This window comes from Exiguobacterium sp. ERU653, assembly GCF_018617775.1.
GTDB lineage: Bacteria > Bacillota > Bacilli > Exiguobacteriales > Exiguobacteriaceae > Exiguobacterium > Exiguobacterium marinum.
The window spans coordinates 23,809-40,581 of the sequence record NZ_JACSKV010000003.1 but is presented as its reverse complement, the minus strand read 5'-3'; the positions used below and the strand labels follow the sequence as shown (position 1 = coordinate 40,581).

Below are 16,773 nucleotides of genomic sequence, written 5' to 3'. Positions count from 1 at the left end.
TAACGAAATCGACATATTGTTTCAATCATCGTTTTCATTTGTCGAATTGGTCACTCCCATGTTGACGTGAGGAGTCGAAGCCCGTTCAAAATGACAAGGATGGTAGAGCCTTCATGTCCTACGACAGCGAACGGCATGATGAGTAGTTCGAAAATGTTCGTTGCGATCAAGACGAGGATGACACCGAGTGCGAAGACGACGTTTTGTAAGACGATCCGATTCAACTTCCGCGATTGACGAATGGCGTCGCTCAATCGGACGAGGTCATTTTTCATTAAAACGACATCTGCCGTTTCTAGTGCGGCATCCGTTCCTTCGCCCATGGCGATTCCGACATCAGCGGTCGCAAGGGCGGGGGCATCGTTGATTCCGTCGCCGATCATCCCGATTGCCCCATATTCTTCACGTAACGTCTTAATCTGCGAAACCTTCTCTTCCGGTAAACATTCGGCGACGTAGCGTGTCAATCCGGCTTCGTTCGCGATGGCACGAGCGGTCGCTTCATTGTCACCGGTAATCATGATGGTGGCGATGCCTAGGTCATTCAGTCGCTGAATCGCTACTTTCGCCTCAGGTCGTAGCGTGTCACGTAAGGCGTAGGCACCGATTGTACGCGAGTCGTCACTGATGAAAACGAGCGTGTGACCAGCTTCTTTCAATCGTTCGACATCCTGTTTAAAGAAATCGCCACTGCGGTCAGCGAACTTTTGTTTCCCGACGCGATATGTCGTCCCGTCAATTGTTGCTTCAATTCCAGAACCTGTGATGTCTTTGAAGTGTGTCATCTCCCCGGTATGTCTCCCGGTATATAACACGAGTGCCTCGGCGAGAGGATGCATCGAATGCTCTTCAATCAAACTAACGATTCGGTTCACGTCATCTTCAAGCAACTCCGGAGAGATGAGTGCTTCTTGTACGATAGGTTTCCCAATCGTGAGTGTCCCCGTCTTATCGAAAGCAATTGCCTTTAGGCGTCCCATATTCTCGATATGCGCGCCACCCTTAAAGAGAATACCGTGTTTTGCGGAAGAGGCGATGGCAGCCAACGCAGCAGGTGTGATGGCGGCGACGAGCGCACAAGGAGAGGCGACGACGAGAAGGATCATGCCGCGATAGATGCTCGTTTCAAGAGACCACGACGTAAAGAACGGTCCAAGTAGGATGATCGCCGTGACGGAGATGAGCACGATTTGAACATACCGTCCTTCATATCGATCAATGAACTGTGCAGACGGTGATTTTTCTTCTTGTGCCTGTTGAACCATTTGAATGATTTTTTGGAACAGTGTCTCGGTGGCGAGCTTTGTCACCTCGATTGTCAATACACCGTTCAAGTTGACGCTCGATCCGAATACGTCGTCTCCGATTTGGCGATCGACAGGGACGGACTCTCCTGTGATGGCGGCTTCTTCCACCGAAGCGCTACCTTTTACAATCTTTCCGTCAACCGGGATCCGTTCACCTGGTCGTACATAAATACGATCCCCAACTTTCAAGTCATCGATATGAACAACTTCAAGTTTATCAGGAGTTGTCAGGCGTGTTGCTTGTTCAGGTTGGAGTTCCATTAAAGATTCGAGCGCACGTTCGTTTTTGTTCATTGTGTATGTTTCGAGCGCACCGGATAAGGCGAAAATGAAGATGAGAATCGCGCCTTCCATCCAATATCCAATCGATGCGGCCCCGATGGCGGCGATGATCATTAGGAGTTCTACATTAAGAGATTTCGTTTCAATGGTGTCCGAAATCCCTTCTTTAGCTTTCGCGTATCCCCCGATGAAAAAGGCGGATAAATAAAGCGAGACGTGAATCCAAGGGGCTCCTTCTTGTGTTTCGGTGATATAAGCGAGTACAATCAATACACCGCTAATGAGCGCCATAATCAATTCGATATGTTCGTACCAGTTAGCCCGTTTGAAAACGTGGCTTTTTTCGTGTGTAACAGTTGGAGCGTTCATGTAATCCCTTCTTTCTAATTGAGAATAAATCTCGATTGAATGATAATGGTTGAAGATGATTATCATCATCAATTGGCTTTGAATTAACGATTTAATCCTTGTTAACCTTTTTTTAATTTATAATAATTATTATCTAGATTTATTTTATCATGCTTATCATCTGCCAACAAATAAAAAGATTAAGGAGTTTTTGTGTCATGCAAAATATATTTCAACGTCCATGGACAGTGGCGTTATTTGCGATATTTAATACGTTGTTGTGGGGGAGTGCTTTCCCGTTCATCAAATTAAGTTATGAAAAGCTAGATATTCAATCGAATGAGTATGGGCAACAGCTACTGTTCGCAGGAGAGCGCTTTTTATTAGCGGGGCTGCTTCTACTTCTTATTAGTCAAACCGTCCTAAAGCAATCGATTCGATTAACACGTCAAAAGTTTAAAGCGTATGCGCACCTCGGATCTTTTTTGACGTTTTTACAGTATTTATTCTTTTACATCGGGCTTTCGATCTCGACCGGAGTTCAAGGGTCGATTATCGCTGGATCAACATCGTTCTTTCAAATGGCTCTCGCTCATATACGGTATGAAGACGATAAACTGAATCGTTTGAAAGGTCTTGCCTTGACGTTTGGATTCTCAGGGATTGTCATCGCAAACTGGCCCGCGCCTGGTACAGAGGTTGGGTTCGGGATTGGCGAGATACTACTCATCTTGGCAATGGTGTCTGGCGCATTTGGGAATTTGATTGCGAAAGATTATTCAAAAGAATATGATGTTGCCCCGATGACAGCGTGGGCGATGGTCATCGGTTCGATCGGTTTACTCGTCATCGGTTACGTGTTCGAGCCGAATGGTATTTCGATGCCGTATACAGGACAGACGATTGCATTTCTCTTTTATTTGGCAATGTTGTCCGCAATTGGATTTACGCTTTGGAACACATTGATGAAATATAATCCGGTCAGTCGGATTTCACTATATATCTTCTTAGTTCCCTTATTTGGCGTGATTTTGTCTGGGATTTTGCTTGGAGAATCGATTCCTTGGAATGCGGTTGTTGGACTTTTGTTTGTCATCGCGGGTATTTATTTATCCACTTACTTTCAAGGGAGGCGGATGAGAAACATGCATTAAGCAATTGAAGATGAGACAGAGTTGACGGAAATAAAATATCATGACAAAATATATTAAAAATTCTGATTTTTTGGTTCTGAAATCGGTCTTCGTTTGTAAAGACTTGCGTGCGCAATCATTCAAAGGGAGGAGGAAAAACAATGACTAGGAATCGAATCGTTCGAAACATACTCATCTCGCGTCAACCGAGAGATGAGTACGTCAAGTACGTGATGAAGTGCGTGAGTCAAACTTTGAAGGAACGTCACGGTCCGGTGGCGACCCGCGCGACGAGACAAGGAGACGACATTCAAACGAGATGGCAGTTTGATGACCGTGTCGTAGAGGTGACGCTGAAACCAGATGTCCTCGCTTCGCTAGATACGGAACCGTTCGCGCTAGATGAGGTGTTCATCCGGGCTTTACAACTAAACGATGAGAAAGATCGGATTGTAGAATAATGAAAGGCAGGTGGTTCATGGGAATCACCTGCCTTTTTAAATTTGGATTGGTTTTGATTTTGACGTAAACAGTCGGAACGATAGAACCCCTAAAATGACTGCGTACATCAAGAAATAAACTTCTTTTGGAAGGGACAACCAGAACGCACCAATCATCGGACCTGAGATCGAACCGATGCTGAATGAAATACTGTACAGCATGTTTCCGGTCGGCAACAAGGAGCGAGGGAGTACTTCTGTCATGTGCGCTAAACCGAGTGAGTACGTCGACCCTAAACCTGCGCCGGCTAGGGCGAATAGGAGGAGTAGACCGATATAATGATCGACGACGAGATTCGCCAAGGCGAACACGAGTGTTCCAAATGTCAGCACAATTTGTAAGATGCGTTTCTTTCCATACAAGTCAGCGAGGCGTCCGAGCGGAAGCTGAACGACAATCGACATGACGATGAACGTCGTGATGAGTGTACTTGTCTCCGTCAAACTCATCCCGTTTCGTGATGTGAAGATTGGGAAGTTGGCGTTTAAACTCGCTTCGAGGAAACCGTATGTAAAGGCGGGAAGGAGTGTATACCCTGCACCGACTAGAATTAGTCGAATTCGCCCCTTCGAATTGGTCTTCACTTTCTCGACCTCAGGGAATTCATTCTCGACTTTAAAGACGAGCATCAACGAAGCGAGACAGAAAAAGACAATAATCAAAAATGGTAACCAAAACCATAAATCGACGAGTGGTGCAATCAACGGACCGACGGCGAACCCGAGACTGAACGACATCCCATAATAGGCCATCGCTCGACCGAGACTACGTTTTTCACTAGAGGACGTGACCCATACTTGCGATCCGTAGTGTAATGCGGAGTCCCCAAATCCGATGAAGAAGCGCATCATCGCCCAGACGAGTAGGGACGGCCATATCGGCAATGCGAAGGTTGCGAATGCCGTCAAAACAATCCCGAGGACGATGGTCGGCCGAAAGCCGTATTTTCGAACGAATCTCTCTAAGAGAGGTGCAGAGACAATTACCCCAACATAGAGCATCGTCGCATTTAACCCGTTCACCCAGGCTGGTGCCCCGTCACGCTCGATTAAAGTGGATAAGAGTGGGATGAGTGCGCCTTGAATCAAACCGGAAATAAAGACGATCAATAGTAAGATCATAAAACGAAAACGGAGCATGGATTCACCTCATGAAGTCAAAGTGAAAAAGCCGAGAATGTTCTCAGCTTTTCGTGTCGTCAATCGGTTGTGGAGAGTGATTTAAGTGTAGTAACTCATCATCCCAACTGCCTTGACTAAACATTTCATCATGCTCTACTTTGTCTGAAACGAATGCGGCTGTCAATAAAATACTGAGTGTTCCACCGAAAATCACGATGGCCATAACCGTAATAATGAACACGTAAATCGCAGTCATCTACACACACCTCGATTCAGTTAATATACAGAACATTTCCCGAATCGAAATAATTAAAACGATGTAGCTTTGCGAGATTTAAAATCCACGGTCGGGTAATAGGCTTGCTTGACCAGAGCATTTGGTCCAAGACATTTGACGGCTGGGCAATGACAAGACAGCGTGGCGTTCAGTTGGCTGTTCGTCCACGTATCATACGCATCTTGGAATGACGTATCATAGACGGTACCAAGAGTACCGAGCTCGTCACCAAAATCGGTCACGATGATTTGTCCGTCAAAGATATTCGTGTTAAGGCGTGAACGACCATCCGGGTCATTTCGGACGGTCACGTTTTTTGTTTCATGAAGTCGTTTTAAGAGAGCACGATCTTCTGGTAAATCGGAACATGCATAGAAGGGCAATGTCCCAAAGAGCATCCAGACGTTTTCGTCACGGACGTCGAGTAAGTCATGGATGGCTTGTCGCGTATCAGCGAGCGATGCTGATTCTAGGGCGCTAGCGAAGTCTGCGGGGTACATTGGGTGCACCTCATGTCGCTGACAACCAAGCGATACGATTTCTTCATGGATCTCTTTCAGGTGCGGAATCGTCCGTTTGTTGATCATCGTCTCCGCTGACACGATGATTCCTTCAGCTGTGAGGGCACGGGCATTATCTTTCATCGTTTGGAGCATTTTTAACCTTGCCTCTTCACTCGGTTTACGATCCATCATCGCAAATCCACCTTCGAGGAAATCGGCATCGGTGCCCCAGTTATGCGAAATGTGCAAAACGTCCAAGTAAGGGGTAATAAGATGATAGCGAGATAACGGTAGCGTCAAGTTCGAGTTGATCTGAGTGCGGGCGCCACGTTCTTTCGCATAGCGTAACAGCGGAACGACATAGTTACGGACCGATTTCATCGATAACATCGGTTCACCACCTGTGATGGAGAAGGCGCGTAAATGTTCGATTTCATCCAATCGTTGAATTAACAATTCGAGTGGGACTTCAGGTTCTTCCTTCTGGTCAAGCATATAACCGACCGCACAATGTTCGCAGCGCATATTACACAATTTTGTTGTTGTTACTTCGACGTTGGATAAGACGAGTCGACCATGTTCGACTTGATCGAGATAGGCTTCCCAAGGGTCGAAAGTTGGGGAGATGTTTTGCATGTGGATTCCACCTTTTCATCAAGTTACACGAAATAGTATGCTATAATAGCAACTCTTTGTCACGAACCAAAGGAGCGATTACAAGATGGGTAAATCACGTACAGATACTGCCGGAAAGATGAACGTCCTAAAATCGAGAACGGAACTGCTATGTCTATCGGTCAACACGCTAGACGAGCATACGACACCTGAAGATTTACATCGCCTGTTAGCCGACATTGATTCGTTGCGCGCTAAAGTGGTGCGTTACGCCAAAGACCTAGAACAATCGTCTCGAAAGGATGAATCAGATTGAAATTAATTACTGGAGATTTTAAAGATGTCACAGTCGACCGACTTGGCATTAATGGAGAGGGCATCGCGACAATCAATCGCATGGTCATTTTCATACCAAACTTATTACCGGGAGAACGAGCAAAAGTCGAAATCACACGTGTAGAAAAAAATTATGCAGAAGCGCGTGTCGTCAAACGCGACAACGACTCGAAAGACCGTGTTAAAGCACCTTGTCCGATTTACGACGAGTGTGGAGGCTGCCAAATCCAACACATGAGTTCTCGTCTGCAGATGGAGTATAAAGAAGAAATCGTTCGAAATGCCTTCCGTCAAAAGACGAAGCTAAACGTGGAAAAATCGGATATTCGTCCGACAATTGGTATGGAAGACCCGTGGTACTATCGAAATAAATCACAATTCCCACTCGGCACACGCCATGGCGAGATTGTCTCAGGACTCTACAAGCCGAACACAAACCATCTCGTGTCGATTGAGCACTGTATGGTCCAACAACGTGACACAACGAACATCAATAATGCGATTGTCCGTATTTTAAACGAACTCGACATCCCCGTCTATGACGCACGCCGCGACACGGGGTATGCCAGAACCGTCGTCGTTCGTTCCGGATACAACACGAATGACGTACAAGTTGTTCTCGTCGTTGGGCATGAAGATGTCCCGGATTTAGATGAATTGAGTGACCGCATCATGGCATTGCCAAATGTTGTCTCGTTCCATATCAATATCAATTCAAACCGATCTAGTGTTATTTTTGGTTATCGGACGGTTCACATCGCGGGTCAAGAAAAGATGGATGAGCAGCTTGATGACGTCCATTATCACTTGTCACCACGCGCATTCTTCCAGTTGAATCCGGCACAGACGGAAAAAATGTATCGTGAAGTCGTTGAAGCTGCAGCATTGACGGGTGAAGAACGTGTCATTGATGCGTATGCGGGTGTCGGTTCGATCGGTCTCTGGTTAGCGCCACACGCGAAGGAAATTCGAGGAATGGAAGTTGTACCGGAAGCAGTCGAAGATGCGAACGACCATATGCGTGAGAATGGCTACAGCCACGTCACGTACGTCGAAGGGCGTGCCGAGCATTGGATCCCTCGTTGGGTTAAAGATGGATGGCTCCCAGATGTCGTCGTAGTCGATCCGCCACGGACAGGTATGGATCATCAATTAATCAATTCAATCATTTCATCCAAGGCGAAACGAATTGTTTACGTGTCATGCAACCCGCAGACGCTCGCACGTGATACCGATCAGTTGATGAAGGCCGGATACAAGGTGAATTACGTACAACCGTACGACATGTTCCCTCAGACATCACATGTCGAATCCGTTGTTGTATTCGAGAAGAAGAAAAAGAAAAAATATTGACGAGTCGGTGAAAATACTTGTGAAGTAAGCGTTTTCACGTTATAGTTCAGATGTCAGACTTCTTATCAAATATAGAAGTGGAGGAACATCCAATGATTTCACAAGAACGCGTACAAGAACTCGTGCATAAAGCTATTGAGGCGCGCAAGCGCGCTTATACACCTTATTCAAAATTTAACGTCGGGGCTGTCGTCATCGACGCATCCGGTAATGAGATTACAGGATGTAACGTGGAGAATGCTTCATACGGTCTATCGATGTGTGCCGAGCGAACAGCGATTTTCAAAGCTGTCTCAGAAGGTAGCGAATCGATCGAGACAGTGGTTGTCGTCGGCGATACAGAAGGGCCGATTTCACCGTGTGGGGCATGCCGCCAAGTCATCGCCGAATTCGCAGGAGAAGAGTTCACGTTAATTCTAGCGAACTTAAATGGTGACACAAAAGTGATGACAAAAGAAGAGATGTTGCCTTACGGATTCTCACCGAAGGACTTAACATAAACAAGCTGCGGACAAACGTCCGCAGCTTGTTTATTTGTCCGTATATTTCTTTTCGCTCACCGAGTCATCTTTTGAGTGACGTTTGTTCTTCTCGTCTTTTACCCGTTCATTTAACTCCTCAACGGGAATCGGATCGACAGTCTGCATGCCGTCCTCGTCAAAAATGCTCTCTTTGTCCGTGTCGACAGCATCTGGGTTATCGAACGGACGCTTCGAGGTTGGTCGTTTCTTTTCCATCCAATCGCCTCCTTCCACCTAAACATTCCACTACATGTAAAGCTGTAAACGTTTTCGTCATGGGTTTTGAGATTGTGAAATGGTGGAATGAAGAGTGCATAGTGAAGGAGGGGTTATGATGGACCGGAAAGTATTGACCGGGATTGTATTAGGTGTCGCTGGAGCTGCGCTCGTAGCACCGAAAGTGGCGGCACTACTTTCTCAACGTGAGGCAGAAGACACATGGCAAAAGATGGATGAACGGGAGAGTGTGGACGCGAGTCAGGATGAGGCAGAAGAGGGCCTCACGCAACTAGATTCTAGTCATCGTGCCGAGTGGCAAGCGAACGGATTCCCACAGACGCACGCCGAACGAGAGCGACTGCAACAAGAATCGATTAATCAATATAAAGGCAAAGACATTTAAAAAGGCAGCCCTATGCTGAACTGCCCATAAAAGTTAGATTTTCATGTCTAACTTTTATGGGGGCGGTTCATGCGGGCTGCCTTTTACATATCGAACGTGTCTTCCGGGAGGAGAGGTAAACCGACCGTGACAGTGGTTCCTTTTCCGACTTCTGAACTGAAGTGGAGCGACCCCTCGTGCCGCTCGATGATATGTTTAGCAATGGCCAGACCGAGACCGGTCCCACCATCTTTTCGTGTTCTTGATTTATTGACGCGGTAGAAGCGTTCCGTCAATTTATCTACATCTTCTTTCGGAATGCCCCGACCTTCGTCGCGGATTTCAGTAATCGCATAGTTTGTTTCAGCGAACGATTTCACATGAATTGTTTTGCCCGATTCCGTGTAGCGGAGTGCGTTGTCAAGTAGATTACCGATGACCTGTTCGAGTCGGTCGTGATCGCCAAGGATAATTAAGTCGAAATCTAAGTTCGATTCAATTGTCACACCTTTCGCCCGGGCAATGGGTTCGAGTCGATAGAGGACGTCTTCGAGTACTTGTGAATAGACGACTGGCTCTTTTGTCATCGGATACGAATCTCGCTCTAACTGTGCGAGGTCGAGTAAATCAGTAACAAGTCGTTGAAGCCGGTTCGTCTCGTTCTCGATGATGTCATAATATTGTGCCCTCGTTTGTTCATCCAATGTGTCGTCTTGAAGCATCTCGGTATAACCGCGAATGTATGATAACGGTGTGCGGAGTTCGTGACTGACGTTCGCTAAAAACTCTTTTCGTTGTTCTTCGACGAGTCCGAGCGATTCCGCCATCGAATTGAGCGTATCCGCCAGTTCACCAATCTCGTCATCATAGACAATCGGGATGCGGTGTGAGAAATCGCCCTGCGCATATACTTGAGAGGCACGTTTCATTTGGATGAGCGGCTGAATGATGGTGTCGATGATCTGTTTACCAAAAATAAGCAAGTTCACAATCATGAGGACGAGCAAAAACGTGATCATGAGCCGAATCGGTTGAAACGGTTCGCTGATTTTACTGAGCTCCATGTAAAGGATTAACGCATTATCGAGTTCACCGTCTCGTACGAGGGGGAATGCAGTCATCAAAATGTCAACGTCCTCGGTCGGGTGTTTCCGAGTCACGGAAATTGCATACCCGTCTTGTAGCCGCTCGAGATCTTGTTGCCTTAAAAACGTCTTTCCTGAACCGAGTGTATCTTCTCGAACCGAGGAGAGGAACACTTTCGTTTCCGTTAGCTCATTCGTATACGTCATACTGTCTGCAAACGCGTCAGAAAAACCGTCGGCCTTGTAGATGGTGACGAGTTTCTCTCCACGATTGATGAGCAGCTCTTCTTGCGTTTGAATATAGAATTTATCGTACAAATAAAACGTCATAATTAGAAACACGAATGCTGAGAAGAGGCTGGCTGTCCAGATGGTAATCCAAATCCGCTTCCGAATCGTGTATCGTTTCATTCGTTTGCCTCGAATTTATATCCGATGCCCCATACCGTTTGAATGTAACCGCCCGCTTCACCAAGTTTCAGACGTAGTGTCTTAATGTGTGTATCGACTGTACGAAGGTTCCCGTGGTATTCGGTTCCCCAAATTTGATCGAGTAGCTGTTCACGAGAAAATACTTTCTCGTCGTTTGTGATAAACAGGTAAAGCAAATCAAACTCTTTACGTGTCAGGTTGACGGTTTTTCCTTTTACACTGACGGCACGGCCATCGATATCAATTGAGAGAACCCCGATATCAAACGTTGCCTCTTGTTCTTTAGAGAAACTATGAGTGCGACGGAGAGTTGCCTCAATACGAGCGAGTAATTCGCGTGGACTAAACGGCTTCGTGATATAGTCGTCCGCCCCAATTTTTAGTCCGTGAATCCGGTCGAGTTCTTCCGATCGTGCCGTTAACAGAATGATGGGCACGTTCGAAAACTCACGGATGCGCATGCATGCCGTCAAACCATCGAGTTCCGGCATCATGACGTCGAGTAAGACGAGATGGAATGTCTCTTCTTTTAAGCGCTCAATAGCTTCAAGACCGTTTGAGGCGGTGACCGTCTCATACCCCTCTTTTTCTAAATTTGATACAAGTAAATCTCGCATTTGTTCTTCGTCATCAGTTACGAGGATACGAAACATTGATTCTGACATATGTCATTCTCCTTTACAAAACGGTTAACGGGAGTTGTGATGAATCCCCCATAGTTCTATCATACCTATCTCTTCGAATTAGAACAGATTTATTCGGCTCCGACAAGTTACCTCCATCAAATCCACACAAAAAAGCCACAAAAAAGCCAATTCTTTGACAGAATTGGCTCAGGCTTCGAGTTGCGTTTCGTAAGGAACTTCGTATTCTGGGACATGAAGGGTATGCGAGTAAAGTTGGAAACTCGACTTGGATACTTCATAAAGGACGTATTCGGCGTCACCCTGATTGATTTCTGCAAGCAGTTCTGAACGAATCTCATTCGCGCAAAACGCGTATGGAAGCTTTTCTGCTGCGGCAATCGAGCGTTCATTCGATTTACGGATTTTTAAAAACACACTTTCCATGTCAAGTTCGAAGAAGAGTTCCGAGAAGAACGACTCTTTCGCGACTTGATTATAACCTTTGCCATGATATGGCTTGCCAAGCCATGTACCAAGAAACCCGTAGCCGGATTCGACGTCGTACAAGCTGATTGTCCCAATTGGGGTACCATACTCGTTCGTGATGGTACGTGAGATGATATTTCCTTGCTCTTCTAGCTCGATGATTTGCTTCGTGCTAAATAAAAACTCGTCAAAGTGGACCGTCTTTTGACGGACATACGGAAAGACATCTGGGTGTTGCATCAGTTCGAACAACTCCGCGCAGTCGGTGAGCTCACGAAATTTGAGCACCTTTACATTCCTCCTCCTATTTCAGACCGCTGAAGAATAGTCGTAACGAAAGCATACTTCTGGCTTCGCTGTTCGAACCGCCTTGGCTGCTTTATAAAGTTACAAGATAAATTTTATATAGTATTTTTAAAAAAGCAAGTAAATTATGCGTAAAAACGCTTATGAAAAATAATGAAAATTATTCGACCTCATGATGCGTTTCGGCACGCTCCGTTTTGTAGACGACTTCGCCGTTTACAATCGTCATAATCGGCTTCGCCAAGTAGTCGAGGGGGAAGTGATTCCACAGCACGAGATCGGCGTCTTTCCCGACTTCTAGTGAGCCGATGCGGTCGTCAACACCTAATGATTCAGCAGGATTGATGGTGATTCCTCGTAAAGCGACATCAACCGGTAAGCCTTCACGAGCCGCAAGTCCTGCGCATAAATTTAAGTATTGAACAGGCGTGTACGGATGATCGGTCGTAATCGAAACGATCATGCCATGTTCATGTAGAACACGATACGTCTCCCACGTCTTATTTTGGAGCTCGATTTTCGATTTTCGAGTGAACGTCGGTCCGACGGTGACGTGTTTCACACCGAGTTCCTGTAACTTTTTAGCGACGAGGTGACCTTCCGTACAATGCTCGATTCGAAAGTCGAGGTCAAACTCTTTTGCGAAACGTACGACAGATAGGATATCGTCGGCTCGGTGTGCATGAACACGAATTGGCATTTCACGATTGAGAGCGAGTTGAATCATCTGACTGCCGAAAGTTCCAATCGTCTTGGTCGACCCGACCGTGCGGAACGCTTCACGAAGCAATCCCATAATACCCATTCGTGTTAAGTCCCCCGTTTTTCCCATACTATGAATCCGTTTTGGGTTTTCACCGAGCGCCATCTTCAGTCCGGCATGACGTCGGACAATCATGTCATCAATATAGCGACCGTGCGTTTTGATGACACTTGTCACACCACCGATGACGTTCATGCTACCTGGCATGACTTGTACGGCAGTCACCCCTGCCATCAGCGCTTCCTGAAAACCTTCGTCCAGTGGATAAACACCATCAATCGCACGGGCATGAGGAGTCATCGCTTCTACTGTTTCATTAGCGTCGTTTCCGACGGACCCGGTCCCTTCATCATATAAGCCAAGATGGGTATGGGCATCGATGAAACCAGGGAATAAGAAGTTTCCTTCCGCCTCGATGACGTTCTCATCGTCAAGTGGCTCAAGCAATTCAGCCATTTCGATGATTTTGCCGTCTCGAACACGAAGGTCTCCGTAAAAGTGAGGTGCGGTAATCGGATAAACATGGGCATTTCGAATAAGTAAGTGACTCACAATTAATTCTCCTTAGGCATCTTGTAGTAGTTGTGTTAGAGCGGGTTCGAGTGTTTCATATCGAAAATCGAATCCGTGTTGAAGCGCCTTAGTCGGAACGACCTTCGCGCCTTCTAGGACGATGACACTTTTCTCACCGAGAACGAGTTTCATCATTGATGTAGGTGCGGGAATCCAATGTGGACGATGCATCACTTTTGCAATCGTCTTCCCGAATTCATTCATCGTCACCGGTGTTGGAGCCGTTCCGTTTACGGGACCTTCGATTGCATCTGTTTCGATGATATGCACGAATAACCGTACAAGATCATCTAAATGAATCCAGGGTACCCACTGCTCTCCCGATCCAATTTTACCACCGACCCCGAACTGATAAGGAAGTTTCATTAATGGGAAAGCACCTCCGTCATTTGATAAAACGACTCCGGTGCGCATGGTAACGAGACGTATGCCAAGGTCGCGAATCGGGTCGGCTTCTTGTTCCCAAAGAATACATACATTCCCTAGGAAATTGGTCCGCGTCGGTAAGGGCGTTTCTTCCGAATAAGTGATGGAGCGGTCTTCACCATATATCCCAATCGCTGAGCCGCTTATGACGACTTGTGGCTTCTGTTTCAACTGTTTAATCAGGCGAACGACTTCTTTCGTTCCTTCGATTCGACTTTGAAGGATGGCTTGTTTTTGCTTATGTGTCCATCGTCCATCATTGATGGAGGCCCCAGCTAAATGAATGAAAGCATCCGTTCCTTCAAGTTCTTTTTCTGGTTTGCTATTTGGTGTCAACCATTCGATAAATGACACCCCGCGATGGCGAGGACGAGGATGACGAGTCAACACGACGACTTGATGACCGGCATCGGCTAGTGCGCGGACGAGCGGTTGACCGATGAGCCCGGTTCCACCGGTGATTGCGATTTTCATGAAATTCCCTCCGATATCATGTGTTGTTTCTAAAATGGGTATAAGTCAGTATATCCAGATGAATACCCTTTCTTCTAACTTATCAAAAATCCTCTACAATTCCTGAACGTGATATGTTAGAAACATGAAATGGAGGGGAATCGTTGTGAAAATTGCAAAGTTCACTACCCAACAAAAGAATAAAGACCGATTGAACGTCTTCATCGAGCGCGAAGGAAAAGAGGAGTTTGCGTTTGCTATCGATGTTGACGTGTTCATTAAGTACGGACTCGCAAAAGGAATGGAGCTTGAGGATGACTTTGTCCAAGATGTGCTTGAAGCGGAAGAGGCTCAAAAGGCGTATAAATTGGCCGTCAATTATTTATCGTATCGAATGCGTGCCATTTCAGAGGTACAGGACTACCTAGTGAAGAAGGAGTTAAGTGAAACTGCCATCAAACATGCCATCACGCGACTGAAAGAGCAACGCTACTTGAATGATGCTGAATTCGCGAAAGCTTATGTCCAGACTAAGTTCAATACGAGTCCGAGCGGGCCAATTAAAATTAAACGGGAGCTTGGACAGCTTCGTATTCCAGCAGACATCGTCGAGACGGTAGTGGCGTCAATCACTCATGAAGAGCTTGTCGAAAAGGCAGGAAAGTTCGTGAAAAGGAAACAAATGGAAACAAATCGACGTTCTGCCACAGAAGTGCAACAAAGAATTCAACAAACCCTAATGCAAAGGGGGTTTACCTTTGATATTATTTCAGAGGCGATTCAAACTTTTTGGGAGGAAGAAGACGAAGATGTCGAGATTGCGGCATGTCTGAAACAGGCTGAAAAGTTGAGTCGGAAGTTCAACGGATATGATGCGTTCGAACGCAAACAGCGTATGAAGATGCAGCTTCGGCGCAAAGGATTTCCGTATGACGTGATTGAACGTACATTAGATCGACTCGTTCAAGAAGAATCGTGATGGGACATCTGTTTACGGTAGGGGAAAATACGAAAAGGTGGGTCTACATTGACGATTTTAGAATGGATTACAGCACTGACACCGATTGTGGCCGTGCTTATCTTATTGGTAATTATGCGTTTACCTGCATCAGTAGCAATGCCTTTGTCACTTGTGACGACGGCGATTTTAGCATTCTTTGTTTGGCAATTGGATGCGACACGGATTATGTCAGCCACGCTACAAGGTCTTGTCATTGCCGTGACAACAGTATGGATTGTATACGGTGCCATCGGAATGATGAATACGATGAAAGAAGGAGGCGGAATGAATGCAATTCGCTCCGGATTCGTCAACATCACACCCGATCCGCGGATTCAAGTTTTGATTGTCGGTTGGTTATTCGTTTCATTCATTGAAGGGGCTTCAGGGTTCGGTACACCGGCTACCGTGGCGGCACCACTTTTGATTGCACTCGGCTTTCCGCCAATAGCGGCAGTCGTCATCGCACTATCAGCAGACGTTTCAGCCGTTACGTTTGGGGCAGTGGGTACACCGGCACTCATCGGGATTGGTAATGGTCTATCCCTTGATGTGAATCAGCCGGAGGCGATTGAATTTATTACAGAGGTCGTCTTACAAACAGTCTTGATTGACATGGCGGTTGGATTATTCATCCCATTTATTTTAATTTTGATGCTGACTCGTTTCTTCAGTAAAGAAAAGTCAATCAAACCTGCGCTTGAAGTGTTTCCAATCGCAATTGTCGCAGCGCTTCTGTATAGTGTGCCGGCATACATTTGGACGTTGATTCTAGGGTTTGAGTTCGGTGGAATGCTTGGTGGATTGACGGGGCTAGTCATTCTCGTCACAATGGCACGAAAAGGGATTCTCATGCCAAAACGCGTATGGACGTTTGATGGATACGCGGATCAAATCGAACAACCTGTTGAAAGTAAGACCGTTAAAACTGGAAAGCGTGAGTTGCCACAATGGAAAGCGTGGGCACCTTATCTCATTTTGACGATTTTCTTGATTTTGACACGAACAGTTCCATTCTTGAACGAGTTATCTCGTAGTGTACGAATCAATCTCCCGGATATTTTAGGGGTCGAAGGGATTTCAACATCTTGGGAACCATTTTATTCACCAGGATTCATGTTTATCTTGACGATCATCGCAACATTCTTCTTGCACAATATGAGTTGGTCGCAAGTCACGTCGGTCTTTAAAGCAACGACGCTTGGTGTCGTTGGAACGGCCATTACGTTAGCGGCTTCTGTTCCGATGGTTCGTATTTTCATCCACTCAGAAAGTGGTGGAGCTGGACTTGCGTCGATGCCAGTCGAACTCGCGACAGCGGCTGCTGACACGTTCGGTGGAGTATGGCCACTCGTCGCACCATGGATTGGGGCCCTCGGCGCGTTCGTTTCAGGATCGGCGACCTTCTCGAACATGATGTTCTCGAGCTTGACGACAAATGTCGCTAGTTCAGTTGGGTTGAATGAGTCACTAGCCTTGTCGATGCAGATGGCAGGGGCGAACGCCGGGAACATGATTTGTGTGTTAAACGTCGTAGCGGTGGCATCTGTTGCCGGATTGCTTGGGAAAGAAGGAACGATCATCCGTTATACGCTCATGCCGATGATTTATTATGCAACGGCTACAGGGGTCGTTGGTCTCATTTTGGGCATGTTTTTCTTAAACTAAACACAAGTTACAATTTTTTTACAGAATAATATTGACAATTTTCAGAACAGTCTGCTA

18 protein-coding genes are annotated in these 16,773 nt (G+C 46.3%); 8 read left to right on the top strand and 10 right to left on the bottom strand.

Annotation, left to right across the window (positions count from 1 at the left end; genetic code table 11):
* Positions 1-50 precede the first annotated feature (50 nt).
* Positions 51-1,958, bottom strand: coding sequence for a heavy metal translocating P-type ATPase (locus KNO95_RS11670; protein ID WP_026826741.1), 1,908 nt, complete (start codon positions 1,956-1,958; stop codon positions 51-53).
* Positions 1,959-2,155: 197 nt separating this feature from the next.
* Here KNO95_RS11670 and KNO95_RS11665 point away from each other — a divergent pair, with 197 nt between their 5' ends.
* Together KNO95_RS11665 and KNO95_RS11660 are read left to right on the top strand one after the other, a co-directional pair.
* The gene (locus KNO95_RS11665) at positions 2,156-3,091 is read left to right on the top strand and encodes a DMT family transporter (protein WP_026826740.1); all 936 of its coding nucleotides are present in this window, start codon (positions 2,156-2,158) and stop codon (positions 3,089-3,091) included.
* Between the two features lie 140 nt (positions 3,092-3,231).
* On the top strand, positions 3,232-3,531 hold the full coding sequence (locus KNO95_RS11660) for a hypothetical protein (protein WP_026826739.1): 300 nt from the start codon (positions 3,232-3,234) through the stop codon (positions 3,529-3,531).
* A 36-nt stretch (positions 3,532-3,567) separates the two neighbouring features.
* Here KNO95_RS11660 and KNO95_RS11655 read toward each other — a convergent pair whose 3' ends face one another.
* The 3 genes from KNO95_RS11655 to yfkAB are packed head-to-tail and all read right to left on the bottom strand — an operon-like array spanning position 3,568 to position 6,108.
* The gene (locus KNO95_RS11655; RefSeq protein ID WP_026826738.1) at positions 3,568-4,710 is read right to left on the bottom strand and encodes an MFS transporter; all 1,143 of its coding nucleotides are present in this window, start codon (positions 4,708-4,710) and stop codon (positions 3,568-3,570) included.
* A 43-nt stretch (positions 4,711-4,753) separates the two neighbouring features.
* Positions 4,754-4,948: a hypothetical protein gene (locus tag KNO95_RS11650; protein WP_026826737.1), complete on the bottom strand. Its 195-nt coding sequence runs from the start codon at positions 4,946-4,948 to the stop codon at positions 4,754-4,756.
* A 53-nt stretch (positions 4,949-5,001) separates the two neighbouring features.
* The gene (gene yfkAB, locus KNO95_RS11645; protein ID WP_026826736.1) at positions 5,002-6,108 is read right to left on the bottom strand and encodes a radical SAM/CxCxxxxC motif protein YfkAB; all 1,107 of its coding nucleotides are present in this window, start codon (positions 6,106-6,108) and stop codon (positions 5,002-5,004) included.
* 85 nt (positions 6,109-6,193) lie between these two features.
* Between yfkAB and KNO95_RS11640 the strand changes: the two genes are divergently transcribed.
* From KNO95_RS11640 to KNO95_RS11630, 3 genes are all read left to right on the top strand, one after another.
* Positions 6,194-6,403, top strand: a complete 210-nt coding sequence (locus tag KNO95_RS11640) for a hypothetical protein (RefSeq protein ID WP_015880867.1) — start codon at positions 6,194-6,196, stop codon at positions 6,401-6,403.
* On the top strand, positions 6,400-7,776 hold the full coding sequence (gene rlmD / locus KNO95_RS11635) for a 23S rRNA (uracil(1939)-C(5))-methyltransferase RlmD (RefSeq protein WP_034771220.1): 1,377 nt from the start codon (positions 6,400-6,402) through the stop codon (positions 7,774-7,776). The genes KNO95_RS11640 and rlmD overlap by 4 nt, the downstream gene beginning before the upstream one ends.
* Positions 7,777-7,868: 92 nt before the next feature.
* A complete protein-coding gene (locus tag KNO95_RS11630; RefSeq protein WP_026826734.1) occupies positions 7,869-8,276 on the top strand; it encodes a cytidine deaminase in 408 nt (135 codons plus the stop codon).
* Between the two features lie 30 nt (positions 8,277-8,306).
* Here KNO95_RS11630 and KNO95_RS11625 read toward each other — a convergent pair whose 3' ends face one another.
* Entirely contained in the window at positions 8,307-8,513 is a 207-nt protein-coding gene (locus tag KNO95_RS11625; RefSeq protein WP_026826733.1) for a hypothetical protein, read from the bottom strand.
* A gap of 118 nt (positions 8,514-8,631) precedes the next feature.
* Between KNO95_RS11625 and KNO95_RS11620 the strand changes: the two genes are divergently transcribed.
* Positions 8,632-8,919: a hypothetical protein gene (locus KNO95_RS11620; RefSeq protein WP_026826732.1), complete on the top strand. Its 288-nt coding sequence runs from the start codon at positions 8,632-8,634 to the stop codon at positions 8,917-8,919.
* 83 nt (positions 8,920-9,002) lie between these two features.
* On the opposite strand, the gene KNO95_RS11615 is transcribed toward KNO95_RS11620, so the two are convergent.
* From KNO95_RS11615 to KNO95_RS11595, 5 genes are all read right to left on the bottom strand, one after another.
* A complete protein-coding gene (locus tag KNO95_RS11615; RefSeq protein WP_026826731.1) occupies positions 9,003-10,394 on the bottom strand; it encodes a sensor histidine kinase in 1,392 nt (463 codons plus the stop codon).
* The gene (locus tag KNO95_RS11610) at positions 10,391-11,080 is read right to left on the bottom strand and encodes a response regulator transcription factor (RefSeq protein ID WP_026826730.1); all 690 of its coding nucleotides are present in this window, start codon (positions 11,078-11,080) and stop codon (positions 10,391-10,393) included. The genes KNO95_RS11615 and KNO95_RS11610 overlap by 4 nt, the downstream gene beginning before the upstream one ends.
* 168 nt (positions 11,081-11,248) lie before the next feature.
* Positions 11,249-11,815 carry a GNAT family N-acetyltransferase gene (locus KNO95_RS11605; protein WP_026826729.1) on the bottom strand — a complete coding sequence of 189 codons (567 nt, stop codon included), beginning with the start codon at positions 11,813-11,815 and terminating at the stop codon, positions 11,249-11,251.
* Positions 11,816-11,993: 178 nt separating this feature from the next.
* Positions 11,994-13,148: an amidohydrolase gene (locus KNO95_RS11600; protein WP_026826728.1), complete on the bottom strand. Its 1,155-nt coding sequence runs from the start codon at positions 13,146-13,148 to the stop codon at positions 11,994-11,996.
* Between the two features lie 12 nt (positions 13,149-13,160).
* Complete coding sequence (locus tag KNO95_RS11595; RefSeq protein ID WP_026826727.1) at positions 13,161-14,069, bottom strand: TIGR01777 family oxidoreductase; 909 nt, start codon at positions 14,067-14,069, stop codon at positions 13,161-13,163.
* A 145-nt stretch (positions 14,070-14,214) separates the two neighbouring features.
* On the opposite strand from KNO95_RS11595, the gene recX reads away from it, so the two are divergent.
* On the top strand, positions 14,215-15,027 hold the full coding sequence (gene recX / locus KNO95_RS11590) for a recombination regulator RecX (protein WP_026826726.1): 813 nt from the start codon (positions 14,215-14,217) through the stop codon (positions 15,025-15,027).
* 48 nt (positions 15,028-15,075) lie between these two features.
* Complete coding sequence (locus KNO95_RS11585; RefSeq protein ID WP_026826725.1) at positions 15,076-16,716, top strand: L-lactate permease; 1,641 nt, start codon at positions 15,076-15,078, stop codon at positions 16,714-16,716.
* Positions 16,717-16,773: the final 57 nt, after the last annotated feature.